Genomic DNA, 24,483 nt, shown 5'->3' with positions numbered 1-24,483 from the left:
GTGGTTTTAAACCTAAGAATCAGATTATGAATTTAAAAAAGAATATTAATAAATTTTATATAGTCGCATTGTTTGCGCTAACGGCATTACCATCCCATGGTCAAGATCTCTTGGCACGTCAGGCTCCGATAGACCGTAAGATGAAAGCAGTCGACACATTGGCATTAAAGAGCATTATTGAGCGAGAAAAAGTTCAGTCCCCAGCTGCAGACTTATACAATGATTGGGACAACAGATACGCACATCACAAAACAGAAATGCCAGATTCTTTTAAAATTGATTTAAGACATTTCTGCATGCCTACCCCAAGTAGAGTTGTAACAAGCAACTTTGGAAGTCGTTGGGGACGCCCACATAAGGGACTTGACATAAAGGTTTATATCGGTGACTCTATTCGCGCTGCATTTAGCGGAAAAGTAAGAATCGTAAGATATGAAGCAGCAGGCTATGGAAAATACATTGTTATAAGACATTCTAACGGATTAGAAACTATTTACGGTCATCTTTCAGACCAACTAGTTTCAGAAAACCAAACTGTAAGAGCAGGAGAAGTTATTGGATTGGGTGGAAATACTGGTAGAAGTACCGGTTCGCATCTACACTTTGAGACTCGTCTCTGTGGAGTCGCTCTTAATCCAGCTTTGTTGTTTGATTTCCGCAATCAAGATGTAACTGGAGATTATTTCGTTTATAATTCAAGCACATACGATAGAGAATCTGCTGACGCAACACGTACTCGTGGTAAGATTGGTAACGGTGGCTACACTCGTGATCTCGTACAGGATGGTGAACTTGGCAGATATAATGGACACATCCAAGAAAACAGCGCAGAAATACTTTATCACAAGGTTAAGGCTGGTGAAACAATACAGTCTATTTCTAAAAAACGTGGTGTAAGTATTGATAAGATTTGTCAGTTGAACCACTTAAGTTCTAAATCTCACGTACGTCCAGGACAAATCCTAAGATATTCATAAGACAAATTTTCGGTTTATTTTTACATAAAACATTTAAGGATTATCTGATTTAAAATCTCCTTAAGTATTGAGAAAAAAGATGGAGAGTGTTCAAGCACTCTCCATCTTTTTTTTATACTATTTCTTAAGTTATAACAAATACACATCAATCTTCAAATAGTTATTATAAAATTAAAAAGCTTTTAATAAATCAATATGTGCAATCTATTAAAAGTAAGAAAAAGAATTAATTTAATAAATAACACAAGTTGTAACTTGTGAATATAAGTAATGCATTATATGTTATTATGCAAATAATGCATAACTATTATAAGTTTAAATATACAATCAGTATGTATATTTATGTTCAAAAAGTGGTTAAAAACAACAAAATATCGCTCATTACGTTATTTTTATGCAAATATATTTGGAAGTTAATACATAAAGTTGTATATTTGCAAACATAAAGTTGAATAAAAATACACGTTATGAAAGTAAAAGCTAGCAGATTAGAAGCCCTGAAGATGCTTATTTCAAGTAAGGAGCTAAGTAATCAGGAAGAAGTGTTGCAGGCACTCAAGGTTGAAGGATTCCTGCTAACCCAGGCTACATTGAGCCGCGACCTCAAGCAGTTGAAAGTTGCAAAGGCAGCAAGTATGAATGGCAAATATGTCTACGTACTGCCAAATGAAACAATGTACAAGCGCATACACAAGCCACTATCTCCTACAGAGATGATGATGACTCCTGGATTTGTTTCTATTAACTTTTCTGGCAACATGGGAATAATAAAGACACGTCCAGGTTACGCCAGCAGTATTGCTTATAACATAGATAGTAGCGATATTCCACAGATCATCGGAACTATTGCTGGCGACGACACCATATTTATAGTAATAAAAGAAGGCACAACTCCAGAAGATGTAAAAGAGAGTCTTAACGGGATTATAAGTCTCTAAAAGAAAAAAGACGAAAACATTATGATAGCACTGAACACAAATCAGTGTGGGAAATGAATACAGAAGAGTAAAGAAATGGAAGAAATCAAGGTAATGGTTGCCGACGAAAGCCATATCAAGTACGTCGACATCATACTAGAAACTATTGCGGAAGCAGCTAAAGTGCGCGGGACTGGTATCGCAAAGCGTTCACCAGAATACGTGGCAACTAAGATGAGGGAAACCAAAGCGGTTATTGCCCTCCAAGGTGATAAGTTTGCAGGGTTCAGCTATATTGAGACCTGGGGAAACAAACAATATGTGACAACATCAGGATTGATCGTCCATCCAGAATTTCGTGGTCTTGGACTTGCAAAAAAAATCAAGAACGTCACATTCACTTTGGCTAGAAAGCGATGGCCACACGCAAAGATATTCTCTCTTACAAGCGGTTCGGCTGTAATGAAGATGAATACACAACTCGGATATCTTCCTGTCACATTCAATGACCTTACAGATGACGAGAGTTTCTGGAGAGGATGCGAGGGATGTATAAACGCCGATGTCCTACACCGTACAAATCGTCGTTACTGTATTTGTACAGCGATGCTATTCGACCCTGAACGGGATTTACCCGCAAAGCTTCCAGCAGACGTATTGGAGAAAATTAAGAATATAAATGACTGATTATAAAATTAAGGAATTATGGCAAACAAGAAAGTAGTTGTCGCCTTTTCAGGAGGTCTTGACACATCATATACAGTTATGAAGCTCACTCAAGACGGATGGGATGTTTATGCAGCATGCGCAAACACAGGCGGTTTCAGCGAAGAACAACTGAAGAGTAATGAGGAAAACGCATATAAATTGGGCGCAGTGAAATATATCACACTTGACGTTACAAAGGAATATTACGAGAAAAGTCTGAAATACATGATTTTCGGTAATGTAATGCGTAATAACTGTTACCCAATATCAGTAAGTTCTGAGCGTATTTTCCAAGCCATAGCCACGGCACGGTACGCCAACGAGATTGGTGCTGACGCAATAGCACACGGTAGTACTGGTGCAGGCAACGACCAAATTCGTTTCGACATGACATTCCTTGTAATGGCACCAGGTGTAGAGATTATCACACTAACACGCGACAAGGCGTTAACTAGAAAGGAAGAAGTAGACTATCTCAACGAACATGGTTTCTTTGCCGACTTCACTAAACTTAAATACAGCTACAACGTTGGTATTTGGGGAACGAGTATCTGTGGTGGTGAGATTTTAGACCCTACACAGGGACTTCCAGAAGAAGCTTATCTAAAACATGTGATCAATGAAGATGAGAGTGACCTAAAAATTACTTTCGAGAAAGGTGAGATCACAGCCGTAAACGGAGAGAAATTCTCTGATAAGATACAAGCCATACAAAAGATTGAAGAAATTGGTGCAGCTTATGCTATCGGCAGAGACTGCAATGTTGGCGACACTATTATCGGAATTAAAGGACGTGTTGGTTTTGAGGCAGCCGCTCCTAAGCTTATAATCGAAGCTCACCGATTACTCGAAAAGAGTACTTTAAGTAAATGGCAACAGTATTGGAAAGACCAAATAGGTAATTGGTATGGGATGTTCTTGCACGAAAGTCAGTACCTAGAACCTGTAATGCCAGATATTGAGGCTATGTTGACATCATCACAACGCAACGTTAATGGTACTGCAATTCTCAAACTACGTCCTTATGGTTTCCAAACAGTTGGTATAGACTCTAAAGATGACCTTACCAAGTCTAAACTGGGAGAATATGGAGAGATGCAGCACGGATGGACAGCTGAAGATGCAAAGGGATTTATAAAAGTAAGTTCCACTCCTCTAAGAGTTTACTACGGAATGCATCCAGACGAAATAAGATAATATCTGTCTCAAGCGAGATTATTTATATAAATGAAGTATTTGACTGCAACTTTTCTAATTAATGAAACGTCTATAATAAAAATAAACATAAAAAGAAAAGAAGTATGTCAAACGAAAGAAAAATTTATCGTTCAAGCGATCGTGTTATTGCTGGAGTATGTGGTGGAATAGCAGAGTTTTTTGACCTTGACCCCACATTAGTAAGACTTGTGTATACGTTTTTCACCGTAACAACAATTTTCAGCGGTGTAATTCTATACATAATTGCATGGTTGATTGTACCTAGGAAATATTAGATATGATTAGAATTGGAATACTTGGAGCTGCGGGCTATACAGGAGGCGAACTTATTCGCCTTCTGATAAATCACCCAGAGGCTAAAATAGTTTTTGCCAACAGTGAAAGTAATGCTGGCAACCATGTTGCCGATGTTCATGAAGGATTATACGGAGAAACAGAATTAAAGTTTACTGCAGAAACAGATTTTGATAAAGTTGACGTAGTATTTTTCTGTTTCGGACACGGAAAGAGTGAAGCCTACATGAGCGAGCATGATATTCCTGAAGGAGTAAAGGTGATAGACTTAGCACAGGACTTCAGATTACAACCTAAGAATACAGTCTATACACAGCATCCAACTTCCAAATCTCACGACTTTGTTTACGGACTTCCAGAAATAAATGAAAGTAAGATTGCACATGCAAATCATGTTGCAAATCCAGGATGTTTCGCAACTTGCATACAATTGGGACTGCTTCCAGCAGCCCATATGCAATTAATAAACGATGATGTCACAGTGAATGCTATCACGGGTAGCACTGGTGCTGGGCAAAAGCCCGGATCAACGACCCACTTCTCATGGCGTAACAACAACATTAGTATCTACAAAGCCTTTAAGCATCAACATATACCAGAAATAAAGGAAAGCTTAAAGCAGGTACAAAGCTATCTTGATGCAAGCATTGACTTTATCCCCTATCGTGGCGATTTTGCAAGAGGAATATTCGCGACTGAAGTTATAAAGACTGATGTTGATATCGAGACGATTGTGAATGGATATAAGGAATTCTACAAAAACGCAAAGTTTACACACTATGTGGATAAGCCATTAGACCTTAAGCAAGTTGTAAACACTAACAAGGCTCTAGTGCACTGCGAAAAGATAGATAATAAACTTTTAGTTACATCATGCATAGACAACCTACTAAAAGGCGCTGTTGGACAGGCTGTACAGAATATGAATATTATGTTTGGCATTGACCAGACGACGGGCTTGAAACTAAAGCCTTCGGCATTTTAACATAAGGAGAGAAAAATATGAAACTATTTGATGTGTATCCGCTTTTTGACATAAATATTGTCAAAGGCAAAGGAGTAAATGTTTGGGATGACAAAGGTCAGGAATATCTTGATCTCTACGGTGGACATGCCGTAATAAGTATAGGGCATAGTCATCCTCACTATGTTGAAATGATGACAAAGCAACTTAACGCTCTTGGTTTCTACAGCAACTCGGTAATCAATAAGTTACAAGTGGAACTAGCTGAACGACTTGGAAAGATAAGCGGATATGAAGACTATCAGTTTTTTCTTATCAACAGTGGTGCAGAAGCCAACGAGAACGCACTGAAACTAGCTTCATTTAAAAACGGGCGCAAGCGTGTGCTCTCTTTTGAAAAGGCTTTTCACGGACGAACATCTCTCGCCGTAGAGGTGACAAACAACCCTAAAATCATCGCTCCCATAAATGATAACAATCACGTAACGTTTCTTCCCCTCAACGACCTTGAAGCATGGGAAAAAGAACTAGCGAAGGGTGATGTATGTGCATGCATATTAGAATGTATTCAGGGTGTAGGCGGTGTAAACATGGTTACGCCTGAATTTGCACAGGGATTGCAGAAAGCCTGCAAAAAATACGGCTCCATACTTATTTGTGACGAAATACAATGCGGCTACGGACGAAGCGGAAAATTCTTCGCTCACCAATGGTTAGGCATTCGTCCTGACATAATATCTGTAGCCAAGGGAATCGGTAACGGATTCCCAATGGGAGGAATACTTATTTCACCCGACTTTGAACCTATCTACGGACAGCTTGGAACTACTTTCGGAGGTAACCACCTGGCATGTACAGCAGCTCTTGCTGTACTAGATGTGTTTGAGAAAGAAGGACTTGTTGAAAATGCTCACTTGGTGGGTGAATACCTCATGGATGAACTTAGACAACTGCAACAGCGCACAACACACATCAAAAGTGTGCGAGGACAGGGTCTTATGGTTGGTGTTGTTCTTGACATTCCACACAAGGAAGTAAGAAACAAGCTCATCCACGAGCAACATTGCTTCACAGGTTGCTCATCAACCGACATTTTGAGAATTCTGCCACCATTATGCCTTACAAGAGACAATGTGGATGACTTCATACAACGTCTTGAAACAGTGTTAAACGAATTATAGGAACATCATGAAAATATCAATAATTGGCGCAGGCGCAATGGGTGGAGCATTTGCTGAAGGATTGCTGAAAAGCGACAGCATAAATGCTGCAGACATTACCGTTGCCAATCCACATACAGACAAACTGGAAAAATTCGCCTCAATGGGCGCAAGCATCACTACTGACAACAAGGCTGCCGCAATAGACGCAGACATCGTGGCTATTGTCGTGAAACCTTGGCTCGTTGAAAAAGTAATAGAAGAAATCAAACCTATACTTGACTATAAAAAGCAGTTAATCGTTAACATGGCTGCAGGAATTCCTTCGTCGCAATTGTATGAATGGATGGAAAAAAGTTCTGGTTATGACAAACCAGCCATATTCCAAATAATTCCAAACATAGCAATAGCTGTAAAGGCTAGTATGACTTTCATCGTTCCATGTAATGCCACTGATGAGCAGACAAACATAGTGAAGGGAATATTCGATAATGTTGGACAGACATATATTACCGATGAACAGCATCTTGGAGCTGGAACAACATTGGCAAGTTGCGGAATTGCATATGCAATGAGATATTTCAGGGCTGCATCTGAAGGTGGAGTTGAACTTGGATTCAAGGCAGACGTTGCTAAAGACATCGTGTTGCAGACAGTGAAAGGAGCTGTAGAGTTGCTTCAAGCTAATGGTAATCACCCAGAAGCAGAAATTGATAAGGTGACCACCCCTGGTGGACTAACTATAAGGGGACTAAACGAAATGGAACATGCAGGATTTACAAGTGCTGTGATCCGTGGACTGAAAGCTGGGCTTAAATAGACTTATGGCAATGAAAGATTGCACATTAATATGCATTTGAGCATAATTAAAAAGATAATTAGCGTTGCTTGGAAATAAAACGCTCTTGAAATACATTAATAGCAAAAGTTTTCGTAATTTTGGCGTAACGAAATTATCAAACCATTAATTATGGAAGAATCAATAAAACAAATTGGCGAGAGACTGAGAGGTCTTCGTGATGTGCTAAACATTCCGACAGAAGAAGTTGCAAAACTCTGCGGAATAACCGTCGAGCACTACTTGAAGATTGAGGCTGGCGAAGCTGACCCTTCTGTCTATCGACTATCTAAGATTTCAAAACGTTACGGAATTGACTTGGATGTTCTCCTTTTCGGAGAAGAACCACGCATGAACAGTTACTATCTTACAAGAGACAAACAGGCTCCTGAAATTGATCGTGGAGATAAATACATGTATCAGACTCTTGCAAGCGGATTCAAAGGAAGAAAAATGGATCCATTCCTTGTGCAGGTAGACCCTATGCCAGGAAACAAGAAAAACAATAAGAACACGCACGACGGTCAGGAATTTGACTTTGTACTTGAAGGCGTGTTGGAACTCACTATCGACAAGAAAGTTTTAGTTCTTAGAAAAGGTGACAGCATCTACTTTGATGCCAAAGTACCTCACTGCATGAGAGCGCTGGAAAATGAACCAGCTAAGTTTCTTTGTGTTGTAAACTAAATAAGAATTAGAAAATGTTAGAAAGATTTTTAACACAGACTTCGTTCGTGTCTGAAGAAGACTTCGAGAAGAATCTGCATTTCAAAATATCCGAGAATTTTAACTTCGCATACGATGTAATGGACGCTTTGGCTGAGGAAAGGCCAGATAAACTTGCTCTACTATGGACAAGTGAGCGTGGTGAAGAAGTAAAAACAACCTTTAAGGAATTTAAAGAACAAACAGATCGCACTGCTGCTTATCTTATGAGCCTTGGAATAGGTAGAGGTGACAAGGTAATGCTTATTCTTAAACGACATTATCAGTGGTGGCTATCTATGATGGCTTTATGCAAAATCGGCGCAATCGCTATTCCTGCCACTCACATGCTGACAAAGCAAGATATTATCTATCGCAACGAGAGTGCGAGCATTAAGGCTATTATTTGTGCTAATGATGAATATGTAACGACACAGATTCAAAGCGCAATGCCTGAAAGTCCATCTGTGAAACTGCTTGTAGCAGTAAATTCAATGTCAGAATATAACAAAACTATACCAGAAGGATTCCACGACTGGCATAAGGAATGGATAAATGCTCCAGAGTTCGAACGCCCAGAAAACGTGAACACCAACGAAGACACAATGCTGATGTATTTCACCAGCGGAACAAGTGGTGAACCTAAGATGGTTGCTCATGATTATTTATATGCACTTGGACACCTCACAACTGGTGTCTATTGGCATAATCTGAACGAGAACAGCCTTCATCTTACTGTTGCTGATACAGGTTGGGGTAAAGCCGTATGGGGCAAACTCTACGGACAATGGTTTGCTGGTGCTGCTGTATTCGTATATGATCACGAGAAGTTTACAGCAGAGAAGATAATGAGACAGATTGAAAAATATCACATCACTTCTTTCTGCGCACCTCCTACTATTTATCGTTTCATCATACGTGAAGACTTCTCAAAATACGACTTGAGTAGTTTAGAATGGTGCACTACTGCTGGAGAAGCTATGAATCCGTCTGTTGCAGACAAGTTCAAGGAACTCACAGGAGTTACTGTATACGAGGGATTCGGACAGACCGAAACAACGATGACATTAGGAACTTTCCCTTGGGTTAAACCAAGACCAGGTTCTATGGGAAAACCTAATCCTCAATACGACGTAAGACTATTAAGACCTGACGGCACCGAATGTGAAGACGGTGAGAAGGGCGAAATATGCATACTCATAGGCGATGAGAAACCTTTAGGATTGTTTAAGGGTTATTACCGTGACGAGGAAAAAACCAAAGAAGCATGGCACGACGGTGTTTATCACACCGGAGACATGGCTTGGAGAGATCAGGATAGTTACTTTTGGTTTGTTGGTCGCACAGACGACGTAATAAAGAGTTCTGGCTATCGTATAGGTCCATTTGAAGTAGAGAATGCACTGATGCTTCATCCTGCCGTTGTAGAATGTGCAATAACAGGTGTACCTGACCCTATACGTGGTATGGTGGTCAAAGCAACAGTCGTACTTTCAGATGAATACAAGGATAAAGCCGGCGACGACTTGGTAAAGGAATTACAGGATCATGTGAAGCATGAGACTGCTCCTTACAAATACCCTCGTATCATTGAGTTTGTTGATGAATTGCCAAAGACTATTTCAGGCAAGATTCGTCGAGTTGAAATTCGACAAAAGGACAATAAACAATAGATATAGAGATAGAGACAACATGAAAAGAATTGTAGTAAAGGTGGGTAGCAACGTGCTTACCCGCGACGATGGTAAGCTTGACGTCACGAGGATGTCTGCCATAGTAGACCAGATTGTATGGATGAAGCGCAACGGCTTTGAGGTAATCCTTGTTTCTTCGGGAGCAATGGCTTGCGGTCGTGATGAACTTAAAGTCAATCGCAAACTGGATTCTGTGGGGCAAAGACAGCTTTTTTCGGCAATAGGTCAGGTGAAACTCGTTGGACTTTACTACGATTTGTTTCGTGAATACAACATGCATGTAGGTCAGGTGCTCACCATGAAAGATAGTTTTTCTACTCGTGGTGAGTATCTGAATCAACGTGCCTGCATGACGGTAATGCTTGAAAACGATGTTATTCCTATTGTAAACGAGAACGACACCGTGAGTGTTACCGAATTGATGTTTACTGATAATGACGAACTTTCCGGACTTATCGCCTCAATGATGGACGCTGACACTTTAATTATACTGAGTAATGTTGACGGAATTTTCAACGGAGATCCTCAGAGTCCTAACACGCGAGTTATACCTATGGTTAATTACGACCGTGATCTTGGCGAATACATTCAAGATAGCAAAAGCGGATTCGGACGCGGTGGTATGATTACAAAGACGAATATAGCTAAGAAAGTAGCCGAAGAAGGTATAAAGGTTATTATCGCAAACGGAAAGACAAACAATATTCTTATAGACATAGCCACAAAGCCTCAAGAGACTATGCACACGGAATTCCGTCCTAATCCGAACCCAGCATCGCAGGTTAAGAAGTGGATTGCTCATAGCGAGAGTTTTGCAAAGGGCATTATTCATATAAACAAGAATGCCGAAGATGCTCTGAAAGGTGACAAAGCGGTAAGTCTTTTGCTTGTCGGAGTAACTTCTATTGAAGGCGACTTTGAGGAGAACGATATTATAAATGTAGTGGGGAGCAACAACGACATCATCGCCGTAGGCAGAAGCGGATATTCGGCTTCTGAAGCAAAGGAAAATATCGGCGTACACGACTTGAAACCTCTTATTCACTATGATTATTTATACATGGAACAGTAAACAGCTATGGGACTTACAGATACATTCAAGAGAGTAAAGGAAGCAAGCAAGACGCTCGCTACCATCAGCGACGAGAAGCGCAACGATATACTATTGGCTGTTGCCGACGGTATTGAAAACAATATTCCGCAGCTGATAGCAGACAACGCACTTGATTTGGCTCGCATGGACAAAGACAATTCTATGTACGATCGCCTTCAACTCAATGAAACACGTCTGCACGATATTGCTGCTGACATGAGGCACGTTAGCACGCTCCCCTCTCCTTTAGGAAAGATTCTAAAAGAGAAAACGCTTAACAATGGACTTCATTTGCGTAGAATAAGTGTGCCATTTGGCGTGATTGGAATGATCTACGAAGCCCGTCCTAACGTTACTTTCGATGTATTTTCACTTTGTTTCAAAAGCGGAAATGCTTGTATTTTGAAAGGTGGCAAAGATGCAGATGAATCCAACAAGGCTGCAATAAAAATTATACACGAAGTACTAAGGAAATTCAACATCAATACTTCTGTGGTGGAATTACTACCAGCTACTCATGAAGCTACTGCCGAAATGCTTACAGCGGTAGGATACATAGATTTATGTATTCCACGAGGAAGCAAGAGACTGATTAACTTTGTACGCGACACGGCTAAGATTCCTGTTATAGAAACTGGTGCCGGAGTTGTTCACTGCTACTTTGATGAAAGTGGAGACGTAGACATTGCCAAAGAAATTATCAATAATGCCAAATGTCGCAGATGCAGTGTCTGCAATACTTTAGATACTCTTATTATAAACAGTAACAGGTTGAACGACTTGCCTGAAATATGTAGTAAACTTGCTGAGAACAAAGTGCTTATTCATGCTGACAAAAGAGCATTCAACGCTTTAATCGGACACTATCCAGAATCTCTTCTGAAAGAAATAAATGAAGATATCTGGGATACAGAATGGTTAAGCATGCAAATGGGTATCAAAACCGTCGATTCTCTTGATGAAGCAATTCAGCATATTTCCAAATACGGCAGCGGACACAGTGAGTGTATCATATCTGAAGACACTGAGGCACAGCACAAATTCCAGACATTGGTTGATGCTGCTTGCGTTTACATAAATGTTCCAACAAGTTTTACAGACGGTTCGCAGTTCGGACTTGGAGCAGAAATAGGCATCAGCACTCAAAAGTTGGGGGCACGTGGACCAATGGCACTTGAGGAAATAACGACCTACAAATGGATTATTGAGGGACACGGACAGATAAGATCATAAAATCAATAGAATATGAAGACTTTTTTTAATGTAGAAGACCTCGGGAATCTTAACAATGCTTTGGCTGAGGCAAAGGAAATAAAAAACAACCGTTTCGGTTATCAGGAACTCGGCAAGAATAAAACCTTGCTGATGATATTTTTTAATAATTCATTGCGAACACGTCTGTCAACTCAGAAAGCAGCGATGAATCTTGGCGTAAACGTGATTGTGCTTGATGTCAATGCAGGTGCATGGAAACTGGAAACCGAACGTGGAGTGATTATGGACGGCGACAAGAGTGAACACCTTCTTGAGGCAATTCCTGTAATGGGAAGCTATTGCGATATCATCGGCATCCGTTCGTTTGCAGGGCTCAGCGACAGAGATTATGATTATGCTGAAACAATTGTAAACCAATTCGTGAAATATAGCGGTCGCCCAGTTTTCGCAATGGAGACATCAACAGTTCACCCTTTGCAAGCTTTTGCCGACCTAATCACTATTGAGGAATATAAGCAAACAGCTCGTCCTAAAGTTGTTCTTTCTTGGGCTCCTCATTGTAAGAGTCTTCCACAAGCTGTTCCAAACAGTTTTGCACAATGGATGAATGCTGCAGACGTGGATTTTGTAATCACTCACCCAGAAGGATACGAACTTGACCCAAAATTTGCTGGTAACGCAAAGATTGAATACAACCAGAAAAAGGCTTTTGAGAATGCTGACTTTATCTATGCGAAGAACTGGAGTTGTCCAGGTGTAACCAATCCTGCTGATTACGGAAAGATTATCAATAGAGACCCTTCTTGGACTGTAGACACAGAACACATGAGCTGGACCAACAATGGTTATTTCATGCATTGCCTGCCTGTTAGAAGAGGACTTATCGTTACTGACGATGTAATAGAAAGCGACCATAGTTTAGTTATACCAGAAGCTGCCAATCGTGAGATTAGTGCAGAGATTGTAATTAAGCGCATGCTCGAAAGTTTATAATAACAAGAATGATTATATGATATCTTTTGAATGTGACTATAATAACGGTGCTCACCCAAAAGTTTTGCAGCACTTGATAGAAAGCAACTCGAAACAAAGCCTTACATACGGATTCGACGAATGGAGCGACTCAGCTAAAGAAAAGATCCGTAAAGTATGCAATGCACCAGAAGCCGATATTTATTTCCTTAGCGGAGGAACACAGACCAACATGACAGTGATTGACGGTATGCTACAAAGCTATGAGGCTGTTATCTCGGCAAAGACTGGACATATAAACATTCATGAGGCTGGAGCTGTTGAATTTACAGGTCATAAGGTAATTGACCTTCCTGCCCAAGATGGCAAGATGAGCGCAAAGGATTTGAGTGATTACATGAACTGGTTTGTGAATGATGAAAGTACAGAACATCTTGCGCAACCAGGAATGGTATATATTACTTATCCTACAGAATACGGAACAATATATTCAGCAGAAGAAATAAGCAATATATACAATGTTTGCAAAGAGCACGGACTCCACTTGTTTATTGACGGAGCGAGAATGGGCTATGGAATAATGTCGCTTAAAAGTGATGTTGACCTCAAATTCATTGCATCTCATTGTGATGTAGTCTACATCGGCGGAACAAAGGTTGGAGCATTGTGCGGAGAAGCAGTAGTATTCCCGAATGGAGCACCAAAGCATTTCTTCACTACAATAAAGCAGCATGGAGCATTAATGGCAAAAGGCAGACTTATCGGCATACAGTTTGATGCATTGTTTACCGACAACCTTTATCTTGATATTTCAAAACATGCAATTGAAATGGCAGAAAAGATGAAGCAGTTGTTTGCGAAAAAGGGCTATAAGTTCTTTCTTGACTCGCCAACAAATCAGCAGTTTGTCATAGTTCCGAATGATAAGATGAAAGAACTTGAACCACAAGTTATGTTCACTCATTGGGAGCCTTATGATGAACAGAATTTCGTTTGCCGTTTTGTAACTTCATGGGCTACAACAGATGAAGATCTAAAGATACTAAGCGAGATTATTTAATCTCGCTTATTTGTGCCATAAAGACAATATTTTAAATGTTTTATAAACAACAAGACTTGTTTATCAGTTCCATCCAAGTAGAATGGAACCTATTCCAATATTGTGGATACAATTATCAGTATAACTTAAAGTTATTTTGATATTTTCTCAAAATCATTGATCATTTTATCTGATTTATCTGTTCCATTTATTCTAATAGCAGAGTTTGAATTTATTTTTCCATCAGGCAGAACATCAATGGTATGAGGGAAAACATCAAAATTAAATATACTTCTAAAATCTTCAAACAAATAATCAGGAACTCTCAGAGTTTTCTCTCCGTTTAAAGAATTATCTACGATATCTTTGTACGATTCTTCACTGAGAGAACTATCTGTTATATATATAAGTTTCAGGTCTTTATTTTTCTTTAGTTCAGCTCTTTGATCCTTTGAAAATGTTATTTCTCCCATACACAAACTCGAACTTGGACTCCAGAATTCTACGATGATGTGCTTTCCCCTGTATTGGGATAACAAACTATCCATATATTGTACAGCTGGATTTTCTGGATATTGTGTGATATAATTCTTTATGTATTTATATTCGCTGACATATTTCTCATCTGGCAATTTTAAGAACTTCCTAATACTTTCTTCAGCTTCTTTCGTCCCGTTTATTCTAATATCAGAATTCACATTTATACTTCCATCAGGAAGTACTTCTATAGTATAAGGGGTCACATTAAAATTTAACACCCCTCTTAAGCCTTGCATCAAAGAATTTGGGATTCTCAGAGCTTTCTCTCTCTGCAAATATTGATTTGCAAAATTTTGGTATTGTTCTTCGCTACCATAACTGTCTGATATATAAATAAGTTGCAAATCTTTATATTTCTTTATCCCCATTCGTTGATACTTTGACGACACAATATCTTTCAAACACGGTCCACAACTTGGACTCCAGAATTCTATGATTACATTTTTCCCTCTGTATTGATGCAGCAGACTATCCAAATATTGAGCAGGTTTATTATCTGGGGATAACTTAATAAAGTCCTTTGCATTTTTATATTCGCTGATATATCTATCAAATGTAGTTAAGAGACATGAGTCTTTTATCATAGGACGATATTCACTAATTCTTTTAGCTAAATGCTTTTCATCTTTCACAAAATTAATCCAATTACTTTTTCTAATGATACTTAGCATAAAAAGTGAGGATGGCGATGATGCTCCATACAATAAGCTATCGCTTACTGCTATTAATTTCGATGCATCGTTAGTCTTATATATCGAGTCATTTAATTGCATTGTCTCCTGGGTAGCAAAACAATTAAGATATTCACTATTTACAAACCTATTGTCACAAATGAATAAACTTAAATCTTTTGGATCATAATTTCTAAGACAATAATAATCCTTAATTTCAGGTATCCCCGCTAATCCCTCTAAACATAACTGATGATCATAATCCGATGACATTTTTGCTAATTTTACATTATTAAATGCAAGATGCGATTCTTGAGTATCGAGATTAAACCTATGAACAAGATAATTCATTGTAGAATCCGATATCTTTGAGCAAATTTCATTGTATGCCCATTCTGTCCAGTTCATCATATTTAATAGATGGCTAAACGGAGTGGTTTCAGAAAAACTAATGTCATTTTGCTTATCAAAATGCATCTCTGTAACCTTTCCTGGATCTATTGCTGTATAATACCATTGGGAATTAATTTGATAACACAAGACTTGTGGTATGTCTATTTCAATTTCCTTATAAAAGTTGCCATCCGGGTTTACCGTCATTACAAAATTGTCTTGACATCCGGATATAATATTATTATGTGTTAATACGAGAAGCTCGGGCTTATCTTTGCCTTCAAATTTTCCTTTAATAACAGTTTCCCTTCTATCTATAAGATGATTCCATTTCGTAATCTCACCAATGTTTTTATCTATTATAGGAACCGAAATTTTTGTATGTTCCTGATGTATTCCGAAAATATTTATATCATTCTGTTTATTGATATAATCAAAACACTTAACATGTTTAGGTAATGGCTCAAATATTAGTTTGAAGTTTCTGATCTCATTGCGATTAAGGCTAATTGCCTTATCTAATGCATAATCTTGCACATATTTAATAGGATACCTATGATGGTTCTCATCTTCGAGGTAGCCATTAGAGCTGAAACTAATAGCAACTCCATTATAAAATGACTTACAGGATATTGACATCGTAGTTTGTGATTTTGTTCTTTCTACTGAACATATTTCAATAGAGTCCCTATATGAACTTGATGACAATAAGTATTCATATCCACTTTTATTACTACCAAAGGCTGATATTGCTATTACAAATAGCAATATTAGCAAGTTTATCTTTTTGTTCATAACAATAGTCATTTATTAAAACTAAAAAATATCATTGCAGCTTCTTTCAAGGATTTCTTCACATTTAAAACTTTTATTATTTTGCTATAGCCTTTAATGTATTGCTATCAGAAAGCTGAGTTTGTTTAGAAAGGTCTATCTCTCCTACTTTTTATTTTAAAAACTATCACAGAATCCGAATGGTTCATGTGCCATTTTCTCATAAGCTAAAGAATACTGCTTCATACAATCACCATACATTGAGTAATGGTAAGGCATATTCTCTATCAAGAATTTTGCGGCCTTATACTTTAAATGATTAGGGTCGTCTTTAAAGTGGTTTAGAACCTTTTCAAGTTCTTGTCTATTTTTACCTGCATCTTTGAGTGCTATATCAAGGTTGCTTTCACACGATGCCATAATAGCAATAATACAAATACAAACAAAATAGACCAACGCTATACGCTTTCTATCTTTCATGGTAAAAAAACTTTTAATGGTTAATCTTCTGCAAAGATAATAGAATTTAAGAATATCATCTTCAAAAAAACAGACTTTTTATTAAAAATGTTACATGGAGTAAAGTACTTGTTACATTCCGAAACACGAAGTGGAATTTATGGATTCAAAACATATAAAAACATCTATTAATCAATGATTAACAATATTATATAATTGTAGAAATAATGTATTAAGTGAACTTTTAAAAGATATTTATTACGAACTTGTAAAACTCAGTGTATTTCATAGATGTTATACTAAAGTTAGGACAGTAAAAACATAGAATAGAGCTTGCATGTGTAAGTCAACAATAAACCATATTATTAAGGTTCATCCGACAAATCGGTTGATAGATATAATGATATGATATATTCCTTAAATGCTTTTTATTTTGCGGAAAGAGTGAAGGAAATCATGGAAAAACGTCAATAAAATCGAGGTAATTAAAAGTTTAATTTTTAATAGAGCAAGTGTGAAACGACTTACAAACAAGGGTTATTTATGGAGAGTCTTATCCTTTAACTAGAAAAAGATTCCAGAAAAAAAAGAAAAGTTACCTACATTACCTACATTTTTGACTTAAGCACCTACCTATCAATTGTTTACCTAATGTATAAGAGTGCATTTTCCTACATCTTTCCTACATGGTTCCTACATTATAAGCACGTATTTGTACCTAAAACGATGGAATTTGATCAAACCACAATACCAAAATCACTTTTTAAGTCACACCATTAAGCCGTGTCTCTGGCAGTAACGCAAATCACATCAATGCCTTTCTTAAGAATTATTATTCAAGAAACGCCACCGCTATTTGTAAATATATTTTAAAAATAAATAAATTTATATGGCATTTTGATATGCCAACCTTCCCAGTAAAAGATTTCAGAAACAATAATGATTATCAGTAACAGCTTAAAAAAATGTATAGTGAGTCAGTAAGTATAACTATTATTGTTTATAATCAAATACTATTATAAGTAAATGTATGAAGCACAACAAAAATAAAATCGCCTTTTTCGGTGCGTCTTTGAGTGATTAGACCCTAATCACTCTGCAAAGCATGTAGGACAATAGAGTGATTAGGGCCTAATCACTCCCTAAAATGTATAAGAACGGACTTATATACATTAGCTAACGTATTGTATAACAATGCGTTTATCAAAAACATGTAGGAAACAGCATTAAAAACTTGGCAAAAAAAATATGATAATATAAAGTGACTTGAAGAAGTATTATCTGCTTAGTTCAACCGATTTGTCGGATGAACTATTTTTGTAAATAGCATAATTGCGAAAAAAACGCGAAAAACAGGTATGATTTGCGGTTTAATGTCACTTTTATCCCGATAATGTCACTTAATGTCACTCGCTCACCCCCTATAAACAAAGGGTTTGTGACATTATGACATTAGTGGCATTAAAAAAACTTTTTCTGGTAGATAAATGCAATTAACGCATATCTACATGGTATTTTAATTCAGCTATTGCATAATCAGAAAGCCTCAGGATATTATAATCAATCATTCTTAATTTCTGTTGGCTGAATAATGTTGAGAAAGATGATTTAAGATCTATCCCACCTCTAGTAATAATAGCTTTGCCATTAGATTCGAAAGTGATAATCACACAATTATTATCACTGTCAATAATCATATAGGCCGTTTTGCCAATATTAATATCACTAATAATCCCCATATTAGTCTTCTCTTCATCAGAAAAATTATTGCTTAACAGTTTACCCTTAGGATAATCCATGCACACTTGACAGACATTCAGATAAAGCCTATAAAGCTGAAATTTACGATTATCGTTTAAATGATTTTTATATCCATCTGAGAAGATGACTTCATCCAAAGGCATTCCAAATTTGGCTTCACTATAAAAATGAAGAGCTTTAAGAGAGTTTAGTTTTTCTGGAGATGAGGTACTAAGAACTTGGTTTTGTTCAAAATCATTAGGAAGTTTATTTATTATATTGTGGGTAACTTCATAAGACGGCAAGTCTGTTACTGATAAAAAGTTTGCATCATATTCACACATTATATCTAACTTTTCCAAATAATTAATGCCACTAGCAAATTTAGGGGATTGTAATGTAGATGCATCTATATATAATACGTTACCTACATAAATATTATTATAACTTACATCGTAAACAGGTATAAGGTCAGTAGAAAGGTTATAGTCTAGCGGTTTCACGTTTTCCAGATGATACCAGTCTAAGGAATCACTAGTACTATCAGCCTTAACAGAGTCCGTTTTTATAATTTCCTTTGCCTGTGGTCTACCATCAAGTTTTTCGTCTTCACTACAAGAAGACAACATCGCCAGTATAATGGGGATGCATAAAATCATCTTTAATTTCATTTTTTGATCTTAGTCTATGTTTTACTGATGTCTTTATACATCACAAAGTTATAAGAAAAAAGCAGCTGTTTCCATTAAAAAAAATATCCGACAGGAAGGATTCATACCACTTCCTGTCAGAATATCTACTTTTAAAATGTATATATATATAGGTTAAGTAAGTCTATATTATCGCCAGTTCTGAAAGTATATAATCAGAGCGAACAACTAGTTATAATCTTTTCACGGTTAATTATACAACCACTGGTTAGAATTTAATTATTAGCAACTGATACGTACAATTTATATATTATGAATAATACTTATTGTAGTATTAGAGTCCCTTCATATATTTGCGTTGACGTTTTCAAAAAAAGTTGGTATTCACCCTCTTCCACTGTTGTTGGAATTACAATAGAATTTATTCCATATGGTACATTTACACAATAAACAACGTCTCCTTGATTATCTTGTATCTCAACAACTATGTCTTGAAAAAAACTATTATTTAGAAACAATGTATTTCCTTCAACACTTACAATCGGCATTGCTTGAGGTGCACGAGTGACAGGTGTGGGTCTTGGATCAATAACCGTACAGGTCAAATCAATTACATAACCTCTTACTCCATTATTTGCCACTACAGATATAGTTGCAGTACAAATGAAAAAAAAGAAAATTAAAAGCCTTTTCATAATTATTTGCGTTATTATTTGGTAGTGCAAATATATTAAAAATGAGAAGAAAGGACTTAGATAATATTGATTTTAACCTTTACATATTTTACACGTTTTTTGTATATCACTGATAATGAGCAATATACACAATGTCCACAAAAAGAGATATTGATTATGATTTTCTAATTTTCTCATCAAAACTTTGTGCTCCACCTTTTAAGTCGTAAAGAGATAACAGTAATTTGGCACGAAGATTTGTTATAACTTGTGGAGAAACGTCCAACAGACATGCCATTTCGGAAGGTAGAAATCTTAATCTGGTCAAGAGGCAAAGACTAAACTCACGTTCTTTCAATATACTTTCTTTAGTTATAAGAAATGATAAAAACGCATTATCATATTTTTCAAAATGCAAGCGCAAATTTTTAATATCAGAATACGAAGCTTGTTGACCCTTTTGAGATAGTGCATGCAAATAATTCACAATAGGAGCATTGAAAAAAGCATCACGCATTCCCCATTGGTCAGGACGTAACTTATCACTTTGCTGTAATGATAGCTTTTCTTGCAGACTCTCTATCTCATTATGAAGCTGATCAATAAACTCATTATTCAGTGAATCTTTCTTTTTAAGAGTGCGTGATAATTCTTGTTCTCTATTTCGCAGCGTAAGGATATCAAATGCATAACTTGTATTTTGTTCTTTCATTTTATTGAAACGAAGTCTGTTTCTCATATAAAAGATAAGGAAAAGCAAAAATAACACTATTATAATAACAATAATAAGCGCTGTTCTAATTTTTAGTTGATACTCCTTCTGTTGTGCCAAATCCTTATACATGCTATAATTAAAAATGGCATGCATCTGTTGTAAATGTCGCGTTGACATATGTGCATAAGATGAATCAACAGCATTGTTCCATAGTTCACTATATTTTACTATAGAATCAACATCTTTCTCTTTTTTATATAAATTAAATAACCCTTTAGCTGCCGCTTGCTTGTTATTATAATCATTATAAGTATAAAGTTCGTGTTCAAAAAAATATTTTGCAGAGTCGATTTTATTAACACCTAAATAATATAAACCTTTATAATATTCATTAATACCATTTTCATTAGCATGTATATTTGTTTTGCTAAAATACTTCAGAGAAATATCCATATAGTATTTTGCCTGAACAAACTGTTTTTTTAAAAGATAAATATAGATTTCTATATCAGAAGGTTGAATAGCTAATTCTTTATATCCATATCTACGATACAAATTGCGTACATTTTTATTTGTTATAAAAACAGAATCGTACTTCCCCATTAAATAATATGCCATCCCTTTATCTTTATAGTATGCCAAAGCTCCTAATGTATCTTTTGCCAGGAATGCGTATTTACTAGCAAGTTTAAAATAAGAAAGCATAATATTATACGAGTCTTGCTCTTCAAATATACCTCCCATTTGTCCATAGATTCTTGACAAGGTATAAAAGTCGCAGTCTTTATTCGATATATCAGCATACTTTATTGCATCTTCATAATATTTAATCGCAAGAGGTGTATCTCCCATGTCACGATATACGCATCCAAGAAGATATGTTGCCTCCATACGCTCATTGGCATTGCCATTCTCCAAATAGTAATCAACGACATCATTCAGGGTACTGTCTGATTTCATTGAGATAAAGAACTTATTGTGCGCACTGGCAAGCAACAATTCGTATCTCATTCTGTCGGCTTTTGTTAAATCAGCTTTATCATTACCTATCCTACGTAATAACGTCAATGCTGTTGTATCAGAGTTTTGGATGCAAGTATCTATTTTACTCCAGTCTGCTGTATGTGCATGATTAGTACAACCTATAAGGCAAACACTTAAAATTAAAAGTATTACAAGATGTTTCATTGCTTATTATTCAGTATAGGTTGAATGGCTGGATTTTTTATGATAAAAGAAATACTTAAATCGTAAAATCCTTTGTGATCATTCCATTATACGTGTTTATGGAGAGATGTATGATATAGCCTTTTGGCAAATTGGCTATAGGAATACTTATATAGCCTTTAGTCGAATAATATTCAGGTACTCCGTTTTGGTCATGATACATACGAAGACACAATTCATGAGTACCGTCAGACTTTGATACCAGCCCATCATTAATAATTGAGATGGTTTGAGAATTTGTAGATGCATCCTGCTGACCAGTCTTTACATAAAATCCTATATTAAGGTATTTGCTATTTGTACTGATCCATGCACTTTCAAAGTTAATAGGATCGGTATGTATTTCCTTAAAATCGCTTAGAGGATGATATGCAACAACGGGCACACGCGAAATACTGTATGCCGTTGTTGTATTATTGTCTACATTATTATAATAATATAGCAGCGCACGATAATCAGAGTCAGACTTCGCTGCCCAGTCTGCAGAAACATGCGGACTTAGCACCAAAGAATCACCGTCATCAGTTTTCACATAGTTTATCTCTTTTGCAGAAATAGTATGAGCCTCAACGAAATCAGCCTTGATATATGAATACTTTCCATCTCCGCTATCGTAGTTCTCGTCCTTACATCCAAAAAGAGTAAACGCTACTAAAACACTTATTATAATAAAGTTTTTTTTCATCTTACGGATAAATAATTTCTCAATGGGTTAGCATACATTGTAAGCATACGTTCACGAAGGAAGTCATCGTCCTTAGAAGGAAGTTCTATCTTTGCGAGCTGACCTGCTATATAAGTTTCAAACTGAGCTTTCTGTTCAACTGTATAGAACTTACCTGCAAAATCAGCAGAATCATTAAGAATATCCAAAGCAACATAGTTACCCGGATAAAGCATATAACCCTTATATATAGATTTATCAATATGTTCAGCAACAATTCTATATATATCAGTCTTTGGAACATCAGGCTTTATAGTATCAAGAAAATCATCTATGCACTTGGCACATTGATAATGTACATGGCCCTTATACCCAATGATACCTGTCTGCATACTCACGATATCATCCTGAGGTTCTTTCTTCCAACCTTCAACGTCACGCTTCATTTGAAACTCACGCGCTTTTAGGAAATCACAAGGATCATATTCATAAGATATAGCAAGAGGTACAATATGCAAATTTTTAAGGCGTTCTACAATACTGCCATTTCCACCCATAGCCATCATCTTCAGAACTGCTTCCTGAGTGCGATCATTGCTATCCTTAGCCCTACCTTCACGTTGTGCAATCCAAATATTTTCATGCTTCTCATTAATGGCAAAATGCATATAGTCAGATAATAGTTTGCTTGCCATAAGCATCTGACGCATAGGTAATCCTCGTTCAACAATAAAACTCTTGTTAACTCTAACCACATCTTTCACCCACGGAAGTGAAAGAAGGTTGTCACCAATAGCGATTTCACATGTGGTAGTGAATTTAGCATCAATAAGCAACTTATCCAATATCGCAGAGTCGAGTACTATGTCACGGTGATTACTTACAAATGTATAGCGCTTCGTATTATCAATATTTTGAGAATCCATCTCACATCCGGTACTACCCTTCTTGAGAACATTTTTCACAAAATCATAACTGAAAGCCAATTGAAACTCATGACCATTTTTGCAACTGCGCATTTTCTTGGCAACTACATCAAATGGAACACCTGGATACAAATAAGCTAAAACGCTTTTAAACTGTTCATTTGAAAGCAATCTGTCATACGCCTTTGGGAGATCTTCTTCCTCCCAAGGGCGTATATCATCGAACTCTTTTGGTATAATCATATTTTCAGAATTGATTTTCAACTATATCGCTAAGCACGTCCTTTATGTCAAGACCTGCTGCACGAACCTGCTGAGGAATAAAGCTTGTTGCTGTCATACCTGGAGTAGTATTGATTTCAAGCATATTCACAACATCGTTTCCTTCTTTATCCTTAGATATTATATAATCTATGCGAATGATACCGTTTGCATGAAGAATGTCATAGATGCGATTTGTCTCTTCAGCAACTTTAGCAGCAGTCTCTGGATTAAGACGTGCTGGAGTGATTTCCTGAACCTGGCCGTTATACTTTGCATCGTAATCAAAGAATTCATTGCTTGTAACGACTTCTGTAGCAGGCAAAACAACAGACTTATTCTTAGTCTTGTATACACCCTGTGAAATCTCAGTTCCTTCCAAAAAGCCCTCTATCATCACCTCGTCGCTCTGCATAAAAGCAACACGAAGAGCAGGAGCAAGTTGATCGGCATTCTTTACTTTCGAGACCCCAAAGCTACTACCGTCAGCAGCAGGCTTTACAAAGCAAGGCATACCTATTTTCTCTTCAATTGTAGCTTCGTCATATTGCTCGCCGCGACGCAACAGAAGACTGTTTGCAACCTTTACGCCAAAGCCACGAAGATAGTTGTTAAGCACAAACTTATCAAATGTCATAGCCTCAACAAGTACTCCACTTGTAGAATAAGGTAGATGTATAAGGTCGAAATAACCTTGCATCACTCCATTTTCCCCAGGCTGTCCGTGAATAGTGATATAAGCATAATCAAAATAAACAGATTTACCAGCCATAACAAACGAGAAATCATTCTTGTCTATTTCAGCAGTATCGCCGTTATCAAAGTTTACATGCCAATCAGTACCCTTCACGTCAACAACATAAATATTGTAACGTTCCTTATCAAAGAAAGAGTACAGTCCCTGAGCAGAGCGCAGAGATACGTCGTGCTCTGATGAATCGCCACCACATACAATGGCTATGTTTCTCTTTAAATTTTCCATTTTATTATATATA

General features: G+C 37.0%; 22 protein-coding genes. 14 read left to right on the top strand and 8 right to left on the bottom strand.

Annotation, left to right across the window (positions count from 1 at the left end; translation table 11 throughout):
• The first annotated feature begins 26 nt into the window (after positions 1 to 26).
• The 14 genes from HEQ28_RS12005 to HEQ28_RS11940 all read left to right on the top strand — a co-directional run bounded on the left by HEQ28_RS12005 (position 27) and on the right by HEQ28_RS11940 (position 13,815).
• Positions 27 to 977 carry a peptidoglycan DD-metalloendopeptidase family protein gene (locus HEQ28_RS12005; protein ID WP_434502735.1) on the top strand — a complete coding sequence of 317 codons (951 nt, stop codon included), beginning with the start codon at positions 27 to 29 and terminating at the stop codon, positions 975 to 977.
• Between the two features lie 467 nt (positions 978 to 1,444).
• Positions 1,445 to 1,915 carry an arginine repressor gene (locus tag HEQ28_RS12000; protein WP_434502734.1) on the top strand — a complete coding sequence of 157 codons (471 nt, stop codon included), beginning with the start codon at positions 1,445 to 1,447 and terminating at the stop codon, positions 1,913 to 1,915.
• Between the two features lie 75 nt (positions 1,916 to 1,990).
• A complete protein-coding gene (locus tag HEQ28_RS11995) occupies positions 1,991 to 2,581 on the top strand; it encodes a GNAT family N-acetyltransferase (protein WP_434502732.1) in 591 nt (196 codons plus the stop codon).
• An 18-nt stretch (positions 2,582 to 2,599) separates the two neighbouring features.
• A complete protein-coding gene (locus HEQ28_RS11990) occupies positions 2,600 to 3,799 on the top strand; it encodes an argininosuccinate synthase (protein WP_434502730.1) in 1,200 nt (399 codons plus the stop codon).
• 104 nt (positions 3,800 to 3,903) lie between these two features.
• Positions 3,904 to 4,095 (top strand): PspC domain-containing protein, encoded by a 192-nt coding sequence (locus HEQ28_RS11985; RefSeq protein ID WP_434502728.1) that lies wholly within the window; start codon positions 3,904 to 3,906, stop codon positions 4,093 to 4,095.
• 2 nt (positions 4,096 to 4,097) lie between these two features.
• Complete coding sequence (gene argC / locus HEQ28_RS11980) at positions 4,098 to 5,099, top strand: N-acetyl-gamma-glutamyl-phosphate reductase (RefSeq protein ID WP_434502727.1); 1,002 nt, start codon at positions 4,098 to 4,100, stop codon at positions 5,097 to 5,099.
• 17 nt (positions 5,100 to 5,116) lie between these two features.
• Positions 5,117 to 6,259: an aspartate aminotransferase family protein gene (locus HEQ28_RS11975; RefSeq protein ID WP_434502725.1), complete on the top strand. Its 1,143-nt coding sequence runs from the start codon at positions 5,117 to 5,119 to the stop codon at positions 6,257 to 6,259.
• Positions 6,260 to 6,266: 7 nt separating this feature from the next.
• Entirely contained in the window at positions 6,267 to 7,058 is a 792-nt protein-coding gene (gene proC / locus HEQ28_RS11970) for a pyrroline-5-carboxylate reductase (RefSeq protein ID WP_434502724.1), read from the top strand.
• Positions 7,059 to 7,208: 150 nt separating this feature from the next.
• Entirely contained in the window at positions 7,209 to 7,763 is a 555-nt protein-coding gene (locus HEQ28_RS11965; protein WP_434502722.1) for a helix-turn-helix domain-containing protein, read from the top strand.
• A 14-nt stretch (positions 7,764 to 7,777) separates the two neighbouring features.
• Positions 7,778 to 9,454: an AMP-binding protein gene (locus tag HEQ28_RS11960; RefSeq protein ID WP_434502720.1), complete on the top strand. Its 1,677-nt coding sequence runs from the start codon at positions 7,778 to 7,780 to the stop codon at positions 9,452 to 9,454.
• 19 nt (positions 9,455 to 9,473) lie between these two features.
• Positions 9,474 to 10,547 (top strand): glutamate 5-kinase, encoded by a 1,074-nt coding sequence (gene proB, locus HEQ28_RS11955; protein WP_434502718.1) that lies wholly within the window; start codon positions 9,474 to 9,476, stop codon positions 10,545 to 10,547.
• Between the two features lie 6 nt (positions 10,548 to 10,553).
• Positions 10,554 to 11,801: a glutamate-5-semialdehyde dehydrogenase gene (locus tag HEQ28_RS11950; RefSeq protein ID WP_434502716.1), complete on the top strand. Its 1,248-nt coding sequence runs from the start codon at positions 10,554 to 10,556 to the stop codon at positions 11,799 to 11,801.
• 12 nt (positions 11,802 to 11,813) lie between these two features.
• Positions 11,814 to 12,776, top strand: coding sequence for an acetylornithine carbamoyltransferase (locus HEQ28_RS11945; protein WP_434502714.1), 963 nt, complete (start codon positions 11,814 to 11,816; stop codon positions 12,774 to 12,776).
• Positions 12,777 to 12,792: 16 nt separating this feature from the next.
• Complete coding sequence (locus tag HEQ28_RS11940) at positions 12,793 to 13,815, top strand: threonine aldolase family protein (RefSeq protein ID WP_434502713.1); 1,023 nt, start codon at positions 12,793 to 12,795, stop codon at positions 13,813 to 13,815.
• A 131-nt stretch (positions 13,816 to 13,946) separates the two neighbouring features.
• Here the strand turns inward: HEQ28_RS11940 and HEQ28_RS11935 are convergent, their stop codons facing one another.
• The 8 genes from HEQ28_RS11935 to HEQ28_RS11900 all read right to left on the bottom strand — a co-directional run bounded on the left by HEQ28_RS11935 (position 13,947) and on the right by HEQ28_RS11900 (position 24,470).
• Positions 13,947 to 16,193, bottom strand: a complete 2,247-nt coding sequence (locus HEQ28_RS11935; RefSeq protein WP_434502711.1) for a TlpA family protein disulfide reductase — start codon at positions 16,191 to 16,193, stop codon at positions 13,947 to 13,949.
• A gap of 156 nt (positions 16,194 to 16,349) precedes the next feature.
• Positions 16,350 to 16,652, bottom strand: coding sequence for a hypothetical protein (locus HEQ28_RS11930; RefSeq protein ID WP_434502709.1), 303 nt, complete (start codon positions 16,650 to 16,652; stop codon positions 16,350 to 16,352).
• Between the two features lie 1,472 nt (positions 16,653 to 18,124).
• Complete coding sequence (locus HEQ28_RS11925) at positions 18,125 to 19,042, bottom strand: hypothetical protein (protein WP_434502707.1); 918 nt, start codon at positions 19,040 to 19,042, stop codon at positions 18,125 to 18,127.
• A 302-nt stretch (positions 19,043 to 19,344) separates the two neighbouring features.
• Entirely contained in the window at positions 19,345 to 19,716 is a 372-nt protein-coding gene (locus HEQ28_RS11920; protein WP_434502705.1) for a hypothetical protein, read from the bottom strand.
• A 154-nt stretch (positions 19,717 to 19,870) separates the two neighbouring features.
• On the bottom strand, positions 19,871 to 21,598 hold the full coding sequence (locus HEQ28_RS11915; RefSeq protein WP_434502703.1) for a hypothetical protein: 1,728 nt from the start codon (positions 21,596 to 21,598) through the stop codon (positions 19,871 to 19,873).
• Positions 21,599 to 21,653: 55 nt separating this feature from the next.
• Positions 21,654 to 22,322 (bottom strand): NigD1/NigD2 family lipoprotein, encoded by a 669-nt coding sequence (locus tag HEQ28_RS11910; RefSeq protein ID WP_434502701.1) that lies wholly within the window; start codon positions 22,320 to 22,322, stop codon positions 21,654 to 21,656.
• Positions 22,319 to 23,470, bottom strand: a complete 1,152-nt coding sequence (locus HEQ28_RS11905) for a 1-acyl-sn-glycerol-3-phosphate acyltransferase (protein WP_434502699.1) — start codon at positions 23,468 to 23,470, stop codon at positions 22,319 to 22,321. The genes HEQ28_RS11910 and HEQ28_RS11905 overlap by 4 nt, the downstream gene beginning before the upstream one ends.
• A gap of 4 nt (positions 23,471 to 23,474) precedes the next feature.
• Complete coding sequence (locus HEQ28_RS11900; RefSeq protein ID WP_434502697.1) at positions 23,475 to 24,470, bottom strand: D-alanine--D-alanine ligase; 996 nt, start codon at positions 24,468 to 24,470, stop codon at positions 23,475 to 23,477.
• Positions 24,471 to 24,483 lie beyond the last annotated feature (13 nt).

Source organism: Prevotella sp., assembly GCF_051059605.1.
GTDB lineage: Bacteria > Bacteroidota > Bacteroidia > Bacteroidales > Bacteroidaceae > Prevotella.
The sequence above is the reverse complement of the archived record's forward strand: the minus strand, read 5'-3'. Positions and strand labels throughout refer to the sequence as shown.